This is a genomic window from Pseudomonas sp. gcc21 (assembly GCF_012844345.1).
Classification (GTDB): Bacteria; Pseudomonadota; Gammaproteobacteria; order Pseudomonadales; family Pseudomonadaceae; genus Halopseudomonas.
The window spans coordinates 2,875,388-2,892,020 of sequence record NZ_CP051625.1 but is presented as its reverse complement, the minus strand read 5'-3'; the positions used below and the strand labels follow the sequence as shown (position 1 = coordinate 2,892,020).

Sequence of the window (16,633 nt, the reverse complement as noted above, 5' to 3'; positions counted from 1 at the left end):
GGTTGTTATTCCTGTAACGTGGCGGCGGGCAATGTCTGTCAGTATCAACCAATCTCGGCAGGCACTCCAGCAATGAGAGGGCAACGCGGATGCTTGATGAGAGGCGTCGGCGATGTCCGGGTGGTCTATCCTGAGTATCTCGGTAGTGCCGCCGAGCGCATCGAACAAGCGAAAGAAGACTGGCATCAACAGTGCTTTGCCAAGGTGCCGGACGAAACCGAGTGTATCCCCATGCCCATGATTTCGGGTAAGCCTGCGCGTTATCCACACAGCTCGCAAAATAATCAGTGGTTAAACGCGCACTTTTTTCTCTCTGCAATGAAAGGATCAATCTGATGACTGACTCAAGCAAAAAGCCTACTCATTCGACCATGAGTACCGGCGCGCCCGCGCCCAGCGATCGCAACTCCCTGAGCGTCGGTGCCGACGGCCCGATCATGCTGCATGATGTGCATTTTCTTGAGCAGATGGCGCACTTCAACCGCGAGAAGGTGCCCGAGCGTCAGCCCCACGCCAAGGGTGCTGGTGCCTTCGGTGTATTCGAGACCACCGAAGATGTTTCCGCCTACACCAAGGCCGCGCTGTTCCAGAAAGGGTGTCAGACCGAGATGCTGGCGCGGTTCTCCACCGTTGCTGGCGAGATGGGCAGCCCGGACACCTGGCGCGACGTGCGTGGCTTCTCGTTGAAGTTCTATACCGACGAAGGCAACTATGACCTGGTCGGTAACAATACTCCGATCTTCTTCGTGCGTGACCCGATGAAGTTTCCGCACTTTATTCGCAGCCAGAAGCGCCTGCCTGACTCCGGTCTGCGCGACAACCATATGCAGTGGGATTTCTGGACCAACAATCCTGAATCGGCGCACCAGGTTACCTATCTGATGGGTGATCGCGGCCTGCCACGCACCTGGCGGCACATGAACGGCTATGGTTCGCATACCTACATGTGGATCAACGCTGCCGGCGAACGTTTCTGGGTGAAGTACCACTTCCATACCGAACAGGGCATGGAATTCTTCAACAATGCAGAGGCCGCTGACATGGCAGGCGCGGACGCAGATTATCATCGCCGCGACCTGTTCGAGTCGATCCAGCGGGGCGAGCATCCGAGCTGGATATTGTCAGTACAGATCATGCCCTATGCCGAGGCGCGCAACTATCGCTTCAATCCCTTCGACCTGACCAAGATCTGGTCGCACAAGGATTACCCGCTGATCAGGGTTGGTCAGATGACGCTAAACCGCAACCCGGTGAATTTCTTCGCTGAAATCGAGCAGGCGGCGTTCTCTCCGGGCAATACGGTGCCGGGCATCGGCCTGTCCCCGGACAAGATGCTGCTGGGCCGCGCCTTCGCCTACAACGACGCGCAGCGCAACCGCATCGGCACCAACTTCCATCAGTTGCCAGTGAACCGGCCGAAGGTGCCGGTCAACACCTACATGTTTGATGGTCAGATGACCTATGAACACAGCGGTAACGCAGCGGTTTACGCACCCAACAGCGGCGATCGCAACTGGGCCGACACCACGGGCAAGATGGAGGATGGCTGGGAGGCGGACGGCGACATGGTACGCAGCGCCTACACCCTGCATCCGGAGGATGATGACTTTTCCCAGCCAGGTACCCTGGTACGCGAGGTATTCAACGACGCGCAGCGCGATCGGCTAGTCGGGCAGGTGGCCGGCAGTTTGCTGGGCGGCGTGCGCAGCCCGGTACTGGAACGCGCCTTTGATTACTGGAAGAGCATTGACCCTGAGGTGGGTCGTCGTATCGAGGAGAAGGTCCGCTCCGGTGCCGCAAGCCAGCCCGCCGAAGGCATGGGTGAAGCCTGAGCAGATCGCGTGTGAGATGACTCGTGCTGCGGAGCTTGCATGTTGCCAGCTCCGCAGCACGAAATGTGTAATCAGCGATTCAACACCAGGAGCAGGGAAGCAAACGGCTAAAGTGCTTGTGCCCTATCGTCATCTTCCATCAACTGAGTACTTGCCTGGACCGGTCAACCCCAGCAGCAGCAAGCCCCCGATAATGCTCAGATTCTTGAAGAACTGCGTCACGTTGGTAGCTCGTTCTGCATCGGCCATGGTCCAGAAGTCGTGCCCAATCACAGCGGTACCCAGAACGAATAGCGCGAAGAGGAACGCGAGCGGACGGGTATAGAACCCCACCAGGATCAAGATGGCGACAAGAAACTCGATGATCACGGCAATTGCTGTGGCCAGCATGGGAACAGGCACTCCCAGCGACTCCAGATAGCCCGCGGTGCCGGAAAATCCCGTCAACTTGCTCCACCCCGACATGACGAACAGAATCATGAGCAGGATGCGCGCCAGCAGGATGATTTCGTTTTTCTGCTTTTCAAAAAGGGTATATCGCATGCTGCATTTCCTCATTAGCGTTTAGGGCGCGCTGTCGTCACCTACCGCCAGGGTGAACAGGTGGCGCGGATTGCGTGAAGCTCAAAGTACTGCCCTGTGCTCCAGTTGGCCTGTACATTGACCCCGCAATGGAGTGCGGTACAGACCAGCTTGGTCAATTTGCTCAGGCTGTGAGCTTGGCGGTTATCCGGGCGACGTGTTCTCCCTGGTGGCGCGCAATATCCAGCTCACGATCGTCCGGTTGCCGAGAGCCATCAGCTCCCGCAATGGTCGATGCACCGTAAGGCGTGCCGCCACTCACCTGGGAGATATCGAATAGTGCGGGATTGGTGTAGCCAATCGGCACGAGAACCATCCCGTGGTGCGCCAGTGTGGTCCAGGTAGAGGTGATGGTCATTTCCTGGCCGCCAGTTGTTCCGGTGGAGGTAAACACGCTAGCCACCTTACCCGCCAGGCTTCCCTTGGCCCAAAGACCGCCGGTCTGGTCGAAAAAGGTACGCATTTGCCCGGACATGCTGCCGAAGCGAGTCGGTGTGCCGACGATGATGGCATCGTATTCAGCCAGCTCTGCTGGTGTCGCCACCGGCGCGTCCTGGTCGACCTTTCCGCCCGCCGACTTGAAGGCTTCTGCATCCATCGTTTCGGGCACACGTTTTACTGTGACCTCTACGCCATCGACGCTACGAGCGCCCTCAGCCACTTTGTTCGCCATGGTTTCGATATGGCCGTACATGGAGTAATAGAGAACTAGAACCTTTGCCATTTTTGCTTCCTCGTTGGGTATAGATTGATTGGTGGTTGCTTTGCCCGTCATACGGGCGATTAAATTGCTGAACAAGCCCACTTGTGTGTCTCTCTGTTGAGTTCAGCCAAAGCGTGCGGATCGGATCAGGCATGAGCAGCAACGCCTTGGCTATTCGCCGAACATCGCTTTACGCAACGTCTACCAGCACGATTTCACTTTCTTCCTCAGCATGTACCTCAAGTACTTGCTCATTGCTGATCGCAACGCCATCGCCTGCTGAAGCAACTACGCCGTTGACGGTGATCTGACCGGTGGCGGGCACCAGATAGACCCTGCGCCCGGCTGCGATGCGATACTCGGCGCTCTGGCCGGCTTCCAGCGTCGCAGCGACGAGGCGCGCATTCGTACGGATCGGTAGGGCCTCCTCATCGCCCGGCAAGCCGCTGGCGAGCGTGACGAAGGCGCCCCTGCGCTCGCCTTTGGGAAACGGTTTGGTGCCCCAGGATGGAGGCAGGCCCCGCTCATCGGGCATGATCCAGATCTGGAAGATCTGGGTGACTTCATCCTCCTCATTCATTTCGCTGTGAGCGATGCCGGTCCCGGCGCTCATCACCTGCACATCACCGGCCGCTGTGCGGCCACGATTGCCCAAATTGTCCTGGTGCGTGATGGCGCCTTTACGGACATAGGTGATGATTTCCATGTCGCGGTGCGGGTGGCCGGGAAACCCCGAGTGCGGAGCGATAGTGTCATCATTCCAGACTCGCAGATGGCCCCAGTGCATGCGCCTGGGATCGTAATATTCGGCGAACGAGAAATGGTGGCGTGTGTCCAGCCAGCCATGCTTGGCGCCGCCCAGTTCGCGGTAGGGACGTAGTTCGATCATCGCAGACCTCCTGACAAGTGTTGGGTCGTTAGAAGCGGTCACGCTCGTGCGGCTCATCCAGATTCAGCACGGGGCCCGCTGGCACGACGCCGGTCGGATTGATGGTGCCGTGGCTACGGTAGTAGTGTTCCTTGATGTGCTTGAGATTGACGGTCTCCGCCACGCCCGGCCATTGAAAGAGCTCGCGGACGTAGCCGGCGAGATGTGGATAGTCATCTATGCGCCTCAGATTGCACTTGAAGTGCCCGTGGTAGACCGCATCAAAGCGGACCAGTGTGGTAAACAGGCGCCAGTCCGCTTCCGTAATCTGCGCCCCTGCAAGGTAACGCTGCTGCGACAGACGCTGGTCGAGCTCATCCAGCGCCTCAAACAAGGGAAACACTGCTTGTTCATAGGCATCCTGAGTGGTCGCGAAGCCCGCTTTGTAGACGCCATTGTTAACCCGGTCGTAAACCCACGCATTCAGGCTATCGATCTCGGTGCGGAGTGCTTCTGGATAGTAGTCACCAGCTATAGCTCCAACGTCGTCAAAAGCGAAATTGAACATGCGGATGATCTCGGCAGACTCGTTACTGACCGGCCGGTTCTGCTGCTTATCCCAGAGCACCGGTACCGTTACGCGCCCGCTGTACTCGGGTTCCGCGGCTGTGTAGACCTGATGCATGAAACGCGCTTGCTGAACAGGATCAGCGATCACGCCCTCATCAGGATCAAAGGTCCAGCCGTGCTCGCCCATCAAAGGGTTGACCACCGAGACCGAGATCATGGACTCCAGTCCTTTCAACTTGCGGAAGATCAGCGTCCGGTGTGCCCAGGGGCACGCCAGGGAAACATATAGATGGTAGCGTCCGGCTTCGGCCTGAAAGCCTCCGTCCCCAGCGGGACCAGGGCTGCCGTCCGGCGTAACCCAGTTGCGGAACTGCGCTTCGCTGCGGGCAAAGCGCCCATTGGTCGATTCAGTGTCATACCAGCGGTCAACCCACTGGCCTTCAACGAGTAAGCCCATTTTCAGGTGCTCCTGTTTGTCGATGTGGTTTTCGGGGCCGGGTAGATACGTCTTCCCGGCGACGGATGATTGGTGTGGACGGGTGGGCTATAGCGAAGCGAGGGCACGACTCACGTCATCGCGCGGGGTAGCCAGCGTGCTATCCACGGTAAATCCATTTGAATTAATCAGTTTCGTTGATCGATGGATCTACTATATTGGGAGGGCCTTGCAGAAAATAGCGGAACGTTTTGACTAATAGCATCAGAGAATCTGAACAATGATTTCACCCATAACACTGGATGCCTTGAGAACATTGGACGCGGTGGATCGCCGTCAGAGCTTTGCAGCTGCAGCGGACGAGTTGCACCGCGTCCCTTCGGCCGTGTCCTACACGATTAACAAGCTCGAAGAGGAGCTTGGTGTCGCGCTGTTTGACCGCAGTCGGCGCAAAGCGGAACTGACGCCAACCGGGCGCTTGGTATTGGAACAAGGCCGACAGATCCTGAAGGCAACCGAAGAGCTGACCGCCTTGGCGAGGCAAGCGGCTGATGGCTGGGAAGTCGAACTTCGCATCTGCGTCGACAGCGTACTGAGCTGCGATCCTGTCTATGATCTGATCGAAGCATTCCAGCGCGTCCAGCCCAGGACAGAGATACGCCTGAGCGAAGAGGTGCTCGGCGGCAGCTGGGATGCACTGAACGATGATCGCTGTGATTTGGTGATCGGCGCGGAAGGCGCTCCACCCGCCCAAGGATTTGGCCTTCACCCATTGGGAAAGGTACTGTTTGAATTTGCAGTTGCAGCGGATCATCCGTTGGCAGAATTGCCGATGCCCCTGCCGGAGAAGGCGATTCAGGATTATCCCACGGTCATAGTGGCGGACAGTTCGAGGCATCTGCCAGTCCGCTCGTCCGGCCTGTTGGATGGACGCAGCCGAATTATCGTGCCTACCATCGAGCGTAAAATCGAGGTGCAGTGCAAAGGCTTGGGGGTCGGGTATCTTCCCAGGCACCGAATTGCAAAAGAATTAGCAGAGGGGACGCTCAAACTCCTGACGTTGGATGCGCCACGGCCTCCGGTCGAAATATCGGTGGCCTGGCACCGTAGCAATCCAGGAAAAGGACTCAAATGGTTCGTCGACCGACTTAAACGGATGCGGTTCGACGCTGACAGCGGCCTTTGAGCGTGGAGTCTACGCGCAACCGGCAGCGCGGAGATCCCGTACCGAAGAGCCCCAGCGTAGTAACGACGGAGTGATTATGCACATGAGCAGCTTATGCTGACCAACCCCAGGCTGCAGCCACCGGGCGGCGATGGATATCTTGCGTGGCTGCGCAATTACCGTCGGGCCTGGCTGAGTGGCGATATTACCGCCGGGATCATCGTCAGCATCATGATCATTCCGCAGAGCATGGCCTATGCGATGCTCGCCGGTTTGCCGGTGGAAATTGGTCTGTACGCCAGCATCCTGCCGCTGATTGCCTATGCGCTGTTGGGCAGCAGCATGAATTTGTCGGTTGGGCCCGTGGCCGTCACCGGTCTGATGACGGCTACGCTGCTCGCACCGGTGGCTACGGCGGGCACCGAACAGTATCTGCAGATGGCGATCTGGCTGGCGCTGTTGTCCGGGGTCATGCTGTTTGTGCTCGGCCTGCTACGCATGGGCTTTCTTGCCAACTTCCTCAGTCATCCGGTGATCAGCGGGTTTATCAGCGGCGCCTCCATCTTGATCATCCTCAGCCAGCTGCCGCATCTGTTCGGCCTGGATGGCATGCCCGCAAGCCCCAGGGCGGTGCTCGACAGCTGGACGCCGATCAATTCGCTGGTATTGGGCATGGGCCTGGTCGGGCTGCTGTGGTTGATTTACGCACGGAGCCGACTGGCCGGGCATCTGGAGCAGCTCGGCTTGAAAGCGGAGTTCGCCCGGCTGGCCTCCCGTCTCGCACCGATAGGGGTGGTAGTGCTGGGCATGGCCGTCACGCTCGGTTTTGATCTGGCGGGGCGTGGTGTGCCGGTGGTGGGCGAGCTGCCAGCCGGCCTGCCGAGTCTGCAATGGACTACGCCGGACTTTGCCAGCCTGCGTTCATTGTTTCTCCCCGCTGCGCTGATCAGCCTGGTCAGTTTTGTTGAAAGCGTGTCTCTGGCACAGTCGCTGGCCCGGCGCAAACGCCAGCGTATTGATGCTGATCGGGAGTTGCTGGGTCTCGGCGCTGCCAATCTGAGCGCCGGTCTGTCCGGTGGCTTCGCAGTGTGTGGCGGGTTTTCCCGCTCAATCGTGAACGTCGAAGGCGGTGCCAACACACCGCTTGCGGGCGTGATCGCAGCCAGCGTGATCGCGTTGATCCTGCTGACCATCGCGCCGCTGTTTGCCAGTTTGCCGCTGGTGGTGCTGGCGGTGATTATCCTGGTCGCGGTGACGCCGCTGATTGATATCGCCGGGCTCAGGCGCGCCTGGTGCTATGACCGGGCGGAGGGCCTGACGCTGCTGAGCACCGCTCTGGGGGTGATATTCATAGGGATCGAAGGCGGGATCGTGCTGGGCGTGAGCCTGTCGATTGCCTCTCAGCTCTGGCGCGGCAGTCGGCCCCACGTAGCGGTTGTCGGCCGCGTGCCGGGTACCCAGTATTTCCGTAGTACCCGTCGCCATCTGGTGGAAATCGAGCCGCACCTGCTGGCGCTGCGGGTCGATGAAAGCATTTTCTTCGCCAACAGCAAGGCCATCGAGCAGGGTGTATTGCAGGCGCTGGCGGAATATCCCGATACCCGCCATCTGCTGCTGATCATGTCGGCGGTGAATCACATCGACGGCACCGGCCTCGATATGCTCAGCGAGCTGACAGAAGGACTGGCCGAGCGGGACATCACAGTGCATCTGGCCGAGGTGAAGGGGCCGGTGATGGATCAGCTGACCAAGACCGCCTGGGTGAGCGAGCAGGTGGGTGAAATATTCCCGAGTACCGATATCGCCTTCAATACGCTGGGTGCATTGAACCGCGTGTCCCGCGCCGCGAAGGAAACCAGCAACGAAGATTAATAAAATGCTGCCACTGCGCTACCGCGGACTTTTCATCGAGTGTCGTTATAATCCGTTGCGGTTCGGCTCATCCGTGTCGAACCGGCGCCCGCCCCGGGCACCGAATGAAAAGCCCTGATAAGGAGTAACGATGAAAATCGCAATTGCTGGCGCGCTATGCGCCTCCCTGTTCGCAGCCAGCCTGACGGCGCAGGCACAGGTTTCGCCGGAAGACCAGATCAAGTTCCGCAAGGCTGGCTACAGCTTCATGGGCTGGAACATGGGCAAGATCAAGGAGCAGGTGATTGACGAAAGCGTCGCCTACAACCCTGATCAGGTACTGGCTGCGGCCAATGCTATTTCCGCTATTTCCAAGTCGGGCATGGGTGCGCTGTTTGGTCCGGGTACTGAACAGAATGTGGGCGACCAGGTGACTCGCGTGAAGCCGGAAATGTTCGACAACACGCCTGACGTGATCAAGCTGTCTGGCGACCTGACCAAAGCTGCCGACAATCTGGTTGCTGCGGCCAGCGAAGGCGATCAGAGCAAGGTCCGCACCGCCTTCGGTGAAGTCGGACAGACCTGCAAGGCCTGCCACGATAAGTACCGCCAGAAGTAGGGAACCTCTGCAAAACTACTGCGCTCGGCCATGCTGCGTTGAAATCTCGCGAAAAATGCTCATTTACAATACGTAAACTGGTACGCCAGCCCGGTCCGCTTTTCGCTCGATTTCGCCTTGCCTGACCTTCGCTCGTTACGTTTTTCAAAGGTTCAATGACTATAGGAATAATTACCAGGCCGGCGTGGCAGGCGCCGGCGCTGGTGCTGGTATCCAGGCGCCCGACGCCGCCCACACTGCCAGTCCCGCCAGTATCAGTACGATCACCAGCGCAATCCAGCTGCCATGACGGGTGTCGGAGACGGGTTCGTTCACCTTCTTCTTGCCGTGCAGCATCGCGCCGACCAGCTTCTTGCCGCGTAGCTGATAGATAACGATTGCCAGAATGTGCAGCCCGATCACCACGTAGATCAGCTCCTCGGTCCAGCGATGCCAGCTGGTCAGGGTATTGCCGAAACTGGAGGATACCAGGCCGCGCAGAGGGCCGGAGAAGGCGATATCGTCTGTGGCCACCAGACCTGACAACGCCTGAAAGCCGAACAGGCAGAGCATTACGAACACCGACAGACCGCCAACGGGTGTGTGCCCAGCGCCCTGCCAGCGCCCGCGCAGTTGTGCAAACAGCGCACCCGGCGTGGGGAAAAAATCACTGAAGCGCGCGTGCGTCGAGCCGACCAGCCCCCACAACACCCGAAACACCAGCAAACCCAGCACAGCCAAACCGAAGCGCTCGTGCCAGACCATCCAGGTGCCGCCCAGGTAGATGGTGACCAGCGCACCGGTGACAGCCACAACCAGCAGCCAGTGAAACACGCGTAACGGAAGATCCCATACTCGAACCTGCATGACAGCGGATGCTCCTGATATTTGAAGAGGCGAAAGGCTAACCGCCGAAACCCGGGCCGGCAAGCGAAGCGCCCACCACGCCACGCGGAGTTTTCCGCCAGTTGCCGTTATGTTTGCTGAATTACGCCTGCTGTGCCCTATAATCGCCCCACGTTCAACGCCAAAGAAGATGGACCTCATGTCGTGCTTAAACCGCTGGGTTCGCGCCCTGTCAGTATCGCTGATTGTTGCCCTCGCCTCTGCCTGCTCCGAGCAGGCCGCCGAGCCGGAGCAAGCTCCTCGCCCGGTCAAGATTTTCACTGTGGGCGATCCTGCCAGTAACCAGATCCGGGAGTTTCCGGCCCGGCTCAAATCCCCTGAAGAAGCCGAGCTGTCCTTTCGCATCGGCGGCCAGCTGCAGAATCTGGCCGTGCGTGAGGGCCAGCGGATAGCTCGGGGCGAGCTGGTGGCGGAGCTGGACGATACCGACTACCGCCTGCGACTCAACGATGCGCAGTCGTCCTATGATCTGACCCGCTCGCAACTGGAGCGGATGAAGCAGCTGGTGGACCGCAAAATGGTGTCCCAGGCGGAGGTCGACGAGCGTCAGGCGCAGTTCAATCAGGCGGAAGCAGCCCTCGAGTTGTCCCGTCAGCAGCTGGCCTACACCCGTTTGAGCGCGCCCTTCGATGGGCTGGTAGCCCGTACCCATGTCGAACGCTATCAGGTTGTTCAGGCCAATCAGCCGATCATCACACTGTATGCCGGTGGCAGCATGGATGTGGTGTTCCAGGTGCCGGAGAACCTGTTGTCGTCGCTGCGCCGCGATATGGACATTATTGAATACCATCCTCGTGTGCGCATGGAGAACCTGCCGGATCTTGATCTCGATGCTCGCTACAAGGAGCACGCCAGCCAGCCGGACCCCAAAACGCTGACCTATCAGGTGACCCTGAGTGTGCAACCGCCGGAAGGGCTGGTTCTGCTGCCAGGCATGAGCGCCAAGGTGATCATCGATTTTGCCAAACTGCGCCACAGCGCGCCTGTGGCGGTAACCGTACCGGTGGAAGCCGTGTTCAGCCCGGATACGGGTGATGCCGACCAGCGCCGGGTCTGGATTGTCAGCGAGGCGGATGAGGGCCTTCAGGTCAGTGCCCGCGATGTAACGGTGGGTGAACTTACCCGCAACGGCATTGAGATTCTGGAAGGGCTGAAACCGGGCGAGCAGATTGTCGCCGTTGGCAGCGCGGAGCTGTCGGAGGGTCGCAGGGTGCGGGCCTGGGAACGCGAGCGGGGACTGTAAATGGACGTTGCCGGTTATTTCATCAAGCGCCGGGTCAGCAGTTGGCTGATTGCGATGATCCTCGGTATCGGCGGCTTGATCGCCTTTCTCGGGCTGGGCCGGCTTGAAGACCCCGCCTTTACATTGAAAATGGCCATGGTGGTGACGCCCTATCCGGGTGCTTCGCCGCTACAGGTCGAAGAGGAAGTCACCTACCCGCTGGAAAATGCCATCCAGCAACTGCCCTACATCGAGGAAATCACCTCCATCAGCAGCGCCGGGCTGTCGCAGATCACCATCGAGATTCAAAGCCAGTATGGCGCCGAGGAGCTTGCGCAGATCTGGGACGAGATGCGGCGGCACGTAAATGATGTGCGGCCCACTCTACCGGCCGGCGTCGGCGATCCGCAGATCAATGATGACTTTGGCGACGTCTTCGGCACCTTCATGATGCTCAGTGGCGCCGGCTACAACTTCACCGAATTGCGCGATTTCGCCGAATATCTGCGCCGTGAGCTGGTTCTGGTTCCCGGCGTGGCCAAGGTGTCCATCGCCGGGGCCCCGCAGGAGGAAATCCATCTGGAGATTTCCCGCGCCCGGCTCGCCAGCCTGGGGATCGCGCCGCAGCGATTGCAGCAGGTACTGAGCAATCAGAACGTCGTGTCGGATGCCGGCCATATGCTGGTCGGCAGCGAATCAATCCGCCTGCATCCCACCGGTGAATTCCAGAGCGTCCGCGAGCTTGAGCAGCTCATCATCAGCGAGCCCGGTAGCGCACAGCGTATCTATCTGGGTGATATTGCCGATGTGCGCCGCGGCTTCACCGAGCGGCCGGGCAACCTGTATCGCTCCGGTGGTCAGCCGGCACTGGGTCTGGGCGTCTCCTTTGCCGACCATGTCAACGTGGTGGATGTGGGCGAGGCGGTCGCACAGCGTCTGGTAGAGCTGGATCAGGACCGCCCGGCCGGAATGGATATCGCCGTCTTCTACAATCAGGCCGATGAAGTACAAAGCTCGGTGCGCGGGTTCGTATTCAACTTTCTCGCCTCGGTCGCCATCGTGATCGGTGTGTTGCTGGTCTTCATGGGGCTGCGCAGCGGTCTGCTGATCGGCCTGGTGCTGGCGCTTACCGTGCTGGGCACCTTTATTTTCATGAAGATGTTGGGCATTGAGCTGCAGCGCATTTCCCTTGGCGCGCTGGTGATTGCGCTGGGGATGCTGGTGGACAATGCCATCGTTGTGGTCGAGGGCATTCTGGTCGGTCGTCAACGCGGCGAGACGACGATGCAGGCCGCACGCAATATCGTCAGCCAGACGATGATGCCGCTGCTCGGCGCCACGGTCATCGCGATCATTGCCTTTGCACCGATCGGCCTGTCTGATCACGCCACAGGCGAATACACCATCTCGCTGTTCCAGGTGCTGCTGATTTCGCTGTTTCTCAGCTGGGTCACCGCGATCACCCTCACCCCGTTTTTTGCCAGCCTGCTGTTCAGGGACGCCGCGCCCGGCGCGGACCAGCCTGAAATCACGGACCCCTACCGCGGCATCATCTTTACTGCGTACCGCGCCATGCTTGCCCTGGCGTTGCGTCAACGCACGCTCACGCTGGTGATACTCGGAGTTCTGATGGTCGGCTCGGTCATCGGTTTCACCCAGGTCCGTCAGAGCTTTTTCCCGCCGTCCAATACGCCGATGTTCTTCGTTGACCTGTGGTTTCCCAAGGGCAGCGACATCCGGCATACCGAGGAGGTCGTCGCGCAGATTGATCGTTACGTGCTCGAGCAAGAGGGTGTGCAGCAGGTCAGCACCACTATCGGCCAGGGCGCGCTGCGTTTCATCCTCACCTACTTCCCCCAGCGGCGGCACGCCAATTACGCGCAGCTACTGGTGCGCACCGAGAATCGTGACCAGATCCAGCCGCTGATCAGGCAGCTGGATGCCTATCTGCATGACGAACATCCAGGCGTGCAGGCAAAGATCAAGCAGTTGATGCTTGGGCCGGGAACGGACAGCAAGATCGAAGCGCGCTTCACCGGCCCGGATCCGATTGTGCTGCGCAAGCTCGGCGCCCAGGCGATCGCAATCATGCGTGAGGACCCGGTTTCCGATGCGGTGATGCATGACTGGCGCGAGCGGACCAAGCTGGTGCGACCGCAGTTTGTCGAGTCCCAGGCACGCGAGCTGGGCGTCGACAAGCGCGATATGGACAGCATGCTGAAGATGAATTTCAGCGGCTTGAGCGTTGGTCTGTACAGGGATGGCACGCGGATGCTGCCCATCGTTGCGCGCACGCCGGCTGAAGAGCGGCTGGATGCCTCGGGCCTGGCGGACCTGCTGATCTGGAGTAATGGTCGCGGCACCTATGTGCCGATCGAGCAGGTGGTCAATGGGTTTGTGACCGAATGGGAAGATCCGTTGATCATGCGCCGCGATCGCAAGCGAACCCTGACGGTGCAGGCCGACCCTGCAATCACCAGTGGCGAGACGGCAGCACAGCTGTTTGAGCGGGTGAAGCCAGAGATCGAAGCCATCGAACTGCCACGGGGCTACAGTCTGGAATGGGGTGGCGAGTACGAGAACTCGAAAAAGGCCCAGCGCGCAGTATTCGGGAGTTTGCCGCTGGGCTATCTGGCGATGTTTCTCATCACCATCCTGCTGTTCGACTCCTTCAAGCGCGCCATCATCATCTGGCTGACCGTACCGCTTGCGGTTATTGGCGTGACCATCGGCTTCCTGTTGACCGGCATCCCCTTCGGTTTCATGGCGCTGCTGGGCTTCCTGAGTCTGAGCGGCATGCTGGTGAAGAACGGCATCGTGCTGGTGGATGAGATCCGTCTGCAGCTGGACAGCGGACGGGACGCCTATGATGCATTGGTGACCTCGGCCATCAGCCGGGTTCGCCCGGTCTCCATGGCCGCCCTGACCACCATCCTCGGCATGGCGCCGCTGCTGACTGATGGGTTTTTCCAGAGCATGGCCGTGGTGATCATGTTCGGCCTGGGCTTCGCCACGGTGCTGACGCTGGTGATCCTGCCGGTGCTTTACAGCGTGTTCTTTGGTATTTCACCCGCCCGAGCGATGCAGCACGGAAATTGATGGCAGACATGTCGGCGTGACACCCGGAAGCTGGCCTGGATAGAAAGGCGAAGCGACCTTGGGGAGCGCGTTGAATGCAGAGACCGAATGTCACCTGAGGTGTAGCGCGTCTGCGCTACATCCCCGCCTCGCCTCAAGCCAATGCCTGTCGGCGCGCAGGCGCACGCCAACCCCAGAGCAAACCGCCTCGATTCAGCCGGATCGGTGTTTAGGCGCTATGGCGCGACGCACCCGGGGGTGTAGCGCGCCTGCGCTACGCCAAAGCCCTTGTTACAACTCCACTATTCCCTCCGAGTTCGCGGCCGTATAGCCCGGCAGAAGTTCCGCATCATCAAGTGGCGTGGGAGTCGTATCACAAACTGACGCATGCCCCGCAGAGGCCAGTAGCGCTAGAAAACAACCCGCATATACTGCCTGACTCTCGCCATCCTTTGGTTGGATGAGGAAGCATGCCCTTCCGAAATCTCCTGCATTACCAGGTTGCGCCAAACCCGTCTGCGACGGGATGAACCAACAGGAGACCACTCCAATGTCAGCTTTTAGAACAACGCCTTTTCGACGAACCCTTGTTGCCGCGGCGCTACTGTGCGCAACCGCAGGTGCAGCCGTTGCCGAGACCGGCAATCCGCGGGTCAACCAGCTGGGCTATATTCCGGCCGGACCCAAGATCGCAGTGTATGCCACGAATGGCAATGCGCCCCTTCAGTGGGAGCTTCGTCGCGGCAATACGGCCCTTGCCAGCGGCCAGACCGTCCCCTTTGGGCGTGACGGCGCCAGCGGTGAGAACCTGCACCACATCGACCTCAGCGAATTTGATGAATCCGCCGACAATCTCACACTGCACGTGGGCAGCGACCAGAGTTATCCCTTCGCCGTCGATGAGAACCTGTTTAGCGGCGTGCTTTATGACTCGCTGAAATACTTCTATCACAACCGTAGCGGCATCCGGATCGAGACCCGCTTCACCGGTGGTGGCAACTCCAGTTACGCCGCGAACAGCCGTTGGGCCCGCCCGGCCGGCCATTTGAACCAGGGTGCCAACCGCGGTGATGAAAATGTCCAGTGCTGGCCGGGGACCTGTAATTATTCGCTTAACGTGACCAAGGGCTGGTATGACGCGGGTGACCACGGCAAGTACGTGGTCAATGGCGGAATTTCGGTGTGGAAGCTGCTCAACATGTACGAGCGCGCGCTGCACCTGGGCAGCAACGCTGCGGCCTTCGCCGACGGCACGCTGAACATTCCGGAAAGCGGCAACGGTGTGCCGGATATCCTCGATGAAGTGCGCTGGCAAATGGATTTCATGCTGTCCATGCAGGTGCCGGAAGGCCAGCCGAAGGCTGGCATGGCGCATCACAAGGTGCATGACATTGGCTGGACCGGGCTGCCATTGGCGCCCCATGAAGACGGTAACGAGCGCGCGCTAGTGCCGCCGAGTACCACCGCGACGCTCAATCTGGCCGCTACGGGCGCACAGTGCGCCCGGCTCTGGAAGAATATCGACAGTGCCTATGCCAACCGCTGCCTGACTGCAGCGCAGACAGCCTGGGAAGCCGCAAAGCGTAACCCCAATGATCTCTACCACGGTGGCTACGACGATGGCGGCGGCGCCTATGGTGACGGCAACGCAGCGGACGAGTTCTACTGGGCCGCGGCTGAGTTGTACATCACCACCGGCGATGAGCGCTATCTGCAGACCATCAACACTTATCAGGTCAACCGTATTGATTTTGGCTGGCCGGATACGGAGCTGCCGGGCCTGATGTCCCTCGCCGTGGTGCCCGCCCCGCACACCACCAGCCTGCGTGGAAGCGCCCAGCGCAAGATCGCCGAAATCGCCGATAACCACGTCAACACCATCAACAGCGTGGGCTATTTGGTGCCGACCAGCCAGCATGAGTATTACTGGGGCTCCAACAACGTCATGGCCAATAAGTTGTTCCTGGTTGGCCTGGCCTATGACTTCACCGACGACCGCCGCTATGGCGATGCGTTCGGCAAGGCGCTGGACTATCTGTTTGGCCGCAACGCCCTGTCGTTCTCCTTTGTGTCAGGCCACGGTGAGAATGCATTGAAACAGCCACACCACCGTTTCTGGACCGGCGCGCTGAACGGAAACTATCCTTGGCTGCCACCGGGCGCGTTGGCGGGCGGGCCCAATACCGGGTTGGAAGACGGCGTATCCCAGGCGGCACTTGGCGGCTGTGGCGCGCGTCCGGCGACCTGCTATGTCGACAAGATCGATGCCTGGTCCACCAATGAGATCACCATCAACTGGAACGGCGCGCTGGCCTGGGTGTTGGCCTTCTATAACGATTATGCCGGCGCCGCCGAAGGTGGCCCGGTAAGCCCGCCACCCGATACCGACACACCGCCTGATAATGAAACACCTACTGACCCACCGCCGCCAACGTCCGGTGGCCCAGTGCAGTGTGAATACGTGGTGTCAAATGAGTGGAACGTCGGCTTTACCGCGGCGGTACGCATCATCAATAACGGCAGCGAACCGGTACAGGACTGGAGCCTGGAGTGGCGCTACGATGATGGTACCGAGATCACCAATATCTGGAATGCCAAGCTGTCCGGCAATGATCCCTACCGCGCGACCGATGTCGGCTGGAACGCTGTCGTACAACCAGGCCAGACGATGGAGTTCGGTTTCCAGGCCAACAAGGGCAACGGACCGGCGCAGGTTCCGACTGTGAACGGGGCGGTGTGTCAGTAATGGCCTAACCTTCATACCGGAGCGCCCAGGCGCTCTGGTATGAGCGCGCAGGTTACGAAGATGAACGTTTCTTTGG

General features: G+C 59.7%; 13 protein-coding genes. 8 read left to right on the top strand and 5 right to left on the bottom strand.

Annotated features, from left to right (window positions below; genetic code table 11):
* Nucleotides 1-96: 96 nt before the first annotated feature.
* Both HG264_RS13330 and HG264_RS13325 read left to right on the top strand, forming a co-directional pair.
* Nucleotides 97-336 (top strand): hypothetical protein, encoded by a 240-nt coding sequence (locus tag HG264_RS13330; protein WP_169408128.1) that lies wholly within the window; start codon nucleotides 97-99, stop codon nucleotides 334-336.
* Nucleotides 336-1,832 carry a catalase gene (locus HG264_RS13325; protein ID WP_169408127.1) on the top strand — a complete coding sequence of 499 codons (1,497 nt, stop codon included), beginning with the start codon at nucleotides 336-338 and terminating at the stop codon, nucleotides 1,830-1,832. Before HG264_RS13330 ends, HG264_RS13325 begins: the two co-directional genes overlap by 1 nt.
* A gap of 129 nt (nucleotides 1,833-1,961) precedes the next feature.
* On the opposite strand, the gene HG264_RS13320 is transcribed toward HG264_RS13325, so the two are convergent.
* From HG264_RS13320 to HG264_RS13305, 4 genes are all read right to left on the bottom strand, one after another.
* On the bottom strand, nucleotides 1,962-2,375 hold the full coding sequence (locus tag HG264_RS13320) for a DoxX family protein (RefSeq protein WP_169408126.1): 414 nt from the start codon (nucleotides 2,373-2,375) through the stop codon (nucleotides 1,962-1,964).
* Nucleotides 2,376-2,538: 163 nt separating this feature from the next.
* Nucleotides 2,539-3,138, bottom strand: a complete 600-nt coding sequence (gene wrbA / locus HG264_RS13315) for an NAD(P)H:quinone oxidoreductase (RefSeq protein WP_169408125.1) — start codon at nucleotides 3,136-3,138, stop codon at nucleotides 2,539-2,541.
* Nucleotides 3,139-3,307: 169 nt separating this feature from the next.
* Nucleotides 3,308-4,006 carry a pirin family protein gene (locus HG264_RS13310; protein WP_169408124.1) on the bottom strand — a complete coding sequence of 233 codons (699 nt, stop codon included), beginning with the start codon at nucleotides 4,004-4,006 and terminating at the stop codon, nucleotides 3,308-3,310.
* 28 nt (nucleotides 4,007-4,034) lie between these two features.
* Nucleotides 4,035-5,012, bottom strand: coding sequence for a glutathione S-transferase family protein (locus tag HG264_RS13305; RefSeq protein ID WP_169408123.1), 978 nt, complete (start codon nucleotides 5,010-5,012; stop codon nucleotides 4,035-4,037).
* Nucleotides 5,013-5,271: 259 nt separating this feature from the next.
* Between HG264_RS13305 and HG264_RS13300 the strand changes: the two genes are divergently transcribed.
* From HG264_RS13300 to HG264_RS13290, 3 genes are all read left to right on the top strand, one after another.
* Nucleotides 5,272-6,177, top strand: a complete 906-nt coding sequence (locus HG264_RS13300; RefSeq protein WP_178102816.1) for a LysR substrate-binding domain-containing protein — start codon at nucleotides 5,272-5,274, stop codon at nucleotides 6,175-6,177.
* 93 nt (nucleotides 6,178-6,270) lie between these two features.
* Nucleotides 6,271-8,028, top strand: a complete 1,758-nt coding sequence (locus tag HG264_RS13295) for a SulP family inorganic anion transporter (protein ID WP_169408122.1) — start codon at nucleotides 6,271-6,273, stop codon at nucleotides 8,026-8,028.
* Between the two features lie 130 nt (nucleotides 8,029-8,158).
* Complete coding sequence (locus HG264_RS13290; protein ID WP_169408121.1) at nucleotides 8,159-8,626, top strand: cytochrome c; 468 nt, start codon at nucleotides 8,159-8,161, stop codon at nucleotides 8,624-8,626.
* A gap of 171 nt (nucleotides 8,627-8,797) precedes the next feature.
* On the opposite strand, the gene HG264_RS13285 is transcribed toward HG264_RS13290, so the two are convergent.
* Nucleotides 8,798-9,472, bottom strand: coding sequence for a cytochrome b/b6 domain-containing protein (locus tag HG264_RS13285; RefSeq protein WP_169408120.1), 675 nt, complete (start codon nucleotides 9,470-9,472; stop codon nucleotides 8,798-8,800).
* Nucleotides 9,473-9,650: 178 nt separating this feature from the next.
* Here HG264_RS13285 and HG264_RS13280 point away from each other — a divergent pair, with 178 nt between their 5' ends.
* From HG264_RS13280 to HG264_RS13270, 3 genes are all read left to right on the top strand, one after another.
* Nucleotides 9,651-10,754: an efflux RND transporter periplasmic adaptor subunit gene (locus HG264_RS13280; protein ID WP_169408119.1), complete on the top strand. Its 1,104-nt coding sequence runs from the start codon at nucleotides 9,651-9,653 to the stop codon at nucleotides 10,752-10,754.
* The gene (locus tag HG264_RS13275; protein ID WP_169408118.1) at nucleotides 10,755-13,832 is read left to right on the top strand and encodes an efflux RND transporter permease subunit; all 3,078 of its coding nucleotides are present in this window, start codon (nucleotides 10,755-10,757) and stop codon (nucleotides 13,830-13,832) included. It abuts the gene before it with no gap.
* Nucleotides 13,833-14,361: 529 nt separating this feature from the next.
* Nucleotides 14,362-16,557 (top strand): glycoside hydrolase family 9 protein, encoded by a 2,196-nt coding sequence (locus tag HG264_RS13270; protein WP_169408117.1) that lies wholly within the window; start codon nucleotides 14,362-14,364, stop codon nucleotides 16,555-16,557.
* Nucleotides 16,558-16,633 lie beyond the last annotated feature (76 nt).

What these genes read in the sequence shown, in the direction of transcription:
- wrbA (WP_169408125.1), bottom strand. Translation starts at nt 3,138, where the DNA reads ATGGCAAAGGTTCTAGTTCTCTATTACTCCATGTACGGCCATATCGAA.
- HG264_RS13285 (WP_169408120.1), bottom strand. Translation starts at nt 9,472, where the DNA reads ATGCAGGTTCGAGTATGGGATCTTCCGTTACGCGTGTTTCACTGGCTG.
- HG264_RS13295 (WP_169408122.1), top strand. Translation starts at nt 6,271, where the DNA reads ATGCTGACCAACCCCAGGCTGCAGCCACCGGGCGGCGATGGATATCTT.
- HG264_RS13275 (WP_169408118.1), top strand. Translation starts at nt 10,755, where the DNA reads ATGGACGTTGCCGGTTATTTCATCAAGCGCCGGGTCAGCAGTTGGCTG.
- HG264_RS13290 (WP_169408121.1), top strand. Translation starts at nt 8,159, where the DNA reads ATGAAAATCGCAATTGCTGGCGCGCTATGCGCCTCCCTGTTCGCAGCC.
- HG264_RS13270 (WP_169408117.1), top strand. Translation starts at nt 14,362, where the DNA reads ATGTCAGCTTTTAGAACAACGCCTTTTCGACGAACCCTTGTTGCCGCG.
- HG264_RS13300 (WP_178102816.1), top strand. Translation starts at nt 5,272, where the DNA reads ATGATTTCACCCATAACACTGGATGCCTTGAGAACATTGGACGCGGTG.
- HG264_RS13280 (WP_169408119.1), top strand. Translation starts at nt 9,651, where the DNA reads ATGTCGTGCTTAAACCGCTGGGTTCGCGCCCTGTCAGTATCGCTGATT.
- HG264_RS13305 (WP_169408123.1), bottom strand. Translation starts at nt 5,012, where the DNA reads ATGGGCTTACTCGTTGAAGGCCAGTGGGTTGACCGCTGGTATGACACT.
- HG264_RS13330 (WP_169408128.1), top strand. Translation starts at nt 97, where the DNA reads ATGAGAGGCGTCGGCGATGTCCGGGTGGTCTATCCTGAGTATCTCGGT.
- HG264_RS13325 (WP_169408127.1), top strand. Translation starts at nt 336, where the DNA reads ATGACTGACTCAAGCAAAAAGCCTACTCATTCGACCATGAGTACCGGC.
- HG264_RS13320 (WP_169408126.1), bottom strand. Translation starts at nt 2,375, where the DNA reads ATGCGATATACCCTTTTTGAAAAGCAGAAAAACGAAATCATCCTGCTG.
- HG264_RS13310 (WP_169408124.1), bottom strand. Translation starts at nt 4,006, where the DNA reads ATGATCGAACTACGTCCCTACCGCGAACTGGGCGGCGCCAAGCATGGC.